Here is a 2,010-nt window from a genome sequence, read left to right as displayed (position 1 = left end):
GGCGACGGCGGCTTCGGCGGCGGCGGCGGCGGCGGCTACGGCTTCGGCGGCTTCGGCGGCTACGGTGGCGGCGGCGGCATCGGCGGCATCGGCGGCGGCGGCGCGGGTATGGGGGGCGCGATTTTTGTGCGCAGCGGCACCCTCAACCTCATCAACAGTAGTTTTAGTAACAACACCGCCACCGGTGGCATCGGCGCTAACAACGGTCAAGGGCTAGGGGGTGCGATCTTCGCCATCACCCAGGTCGCCCTCGATGCCAATACCAACAATCAGGGCGAACCTGGGGCTCCTCCCACCGTCACCACCGCAGGCGTCACCTTCACGGGCAACACAGCCGCCAATGCCACGGGCAACACCGGCCCCAACGGCGTCGGCGCAAATCAAAACAACCTAGATGTTTTTGGTACCATCACCGCCGGGGCACCGCCCGACACCACCGCCCCCACCTTCACCAGCATCACGCGCCTCACCCCCGGCACCGCCCCCACCAATGCCGATAGCCTCACCTTCCGCGCCACCTTTAACGAAGCCGTCACCGGGGTCGATGCGGCTGACTTTGCGGTCAACGGCACCACCGCCACCATCACCAACGTGACGGGCAGCGGCACCACTTGGGATCTCACCCTCAGCGGCGGCGACCTCGCCACCCTCAACGGCACCGTCAGCCTGGATCTGGCCGCCGCGCAAAACATCACCGACACCGCTGGCAACGCCCTCCCCGCTGGGGAACCCGCTACGGACGAGGCTTACATCCTCTCTAACCCCAACACCGGCCCTACCCTGACGGGCACCACTACCCTCACCGCCATTGCGGAAGATGTGCTCGCCGCCAGCAACCCTGGCACCTCCGTCGCCGCCCTGCTCGCCAATGCGGGCCTCACCCTCGCCGACGCCGACTTTGACCCCTTGGGCATGGCCGTCACCGCCGTCGATGACACCCACGGCACCTGGCAATATTCCACCGATGGCGGCACCACCTGGGCGGCCTTTGGCACCGTTGCCGCCAATAGTGCCGTCACCCTGGGGGCGACCTCCCTTTACACCGGCTTCGACAATACCCAGCAGGGGCCAGACGACCAGGGCTACTTTGCCTTTGCCTCGGTCATTCTGGGGTTACCGCCCACCCCGGTGGCTACCGAAACCGAGCAAACCGTCGGCGTCACCGTCAATACCACCGCCAACAAAGACATCTACGCGGGCTACAGCAACTTTATCCTCAATCCACTCACGGGTAATTTCATCCCCGTCGATGCGACTCCGGGCGCACCTGATTTCCCCAACTTAGACAGCACCACGGGCTACACCCTCTCCTTCAACGCCCAAGTGGTCTCCGAAATCGTGGAAGCCGGTCGTCCCCGCGCGGGCTTCAGCGTCATGGCTATCAGCCAAGACCCGACCAAATCCGTGGAACTCGCCTTCCAAGACGGGCTGATCTTTGCCCAAACCCTGCAAGATTTTGGCCCCCCTCTGGGCAATCAGTTTGTGGCTTCGGCCACCGACTTCGTCGCCTTTGACACCACCAAAGAGGTGCAGTACGACCTAACGGTGCAGGGCAATAGCTACACCCTGTCGGCCAACGGCACCGCCATTTTGACGGGCACCCTGCAAGACTATACGACGGGCAACACCAACGGGGCACCCAACCCCTACACCACCCCCAACTTCGTCTTTTTGGGCGACAACACGACCTCCGCTCGCGGCGAGTTTCGCCTGAATCAAATCGCCCTAGAGACGCCGACCCAGGTGCGCTTTGTGCCCAATGCCGACTACAGCGGCAACGCTACCCTCGACTTCCGCGCGTGGGACACCACCGACGGTGCCGACAATGGCCAAACGGGCGTTGATGCGTCCCAAACGGGCGGCACCAATGCCTTTAGCACGGCGGCAGCCACCGCCACCATTACGGTCAATGGGGTGAACGATGCGCCGACGCTAACTAGTACTCGACGGCATAAATAACCATAGCCATTATGAGGTCAAAGGCTTGCCCGAATAGTTCCATTTAAAGGG

At 63.3% G+C, this 2,010-nt stretch carries 1 pseudogene; it reads left to right on the top strand.

Going from position 1 to position 2,010, the window contains the following annotated elements:
- Positions 1 to 1,959: pseudogene (locus JUK32_RS00755) on the top strand (Ig-like domain-containing protein); the annotation flags it as partial.
- Positions 1,960 to 2,010: the final 51 nt, after the last annotated feature.

The sequence above is a fragment of the Halomicronema sp. CCY15110 genome, from assembly GCF_016888165.1.
GTDB lineage: Bacteria > Cyanobacteriota > Cyanobacteriia > Phormidesmidales > Phormidesmidaceae > Halomicronema.
The sequence above is the reverse complement of the archived record's forward strand: the minus strand, read 5'-3'. Positions and strand labels throughout refer to the sequence as shown.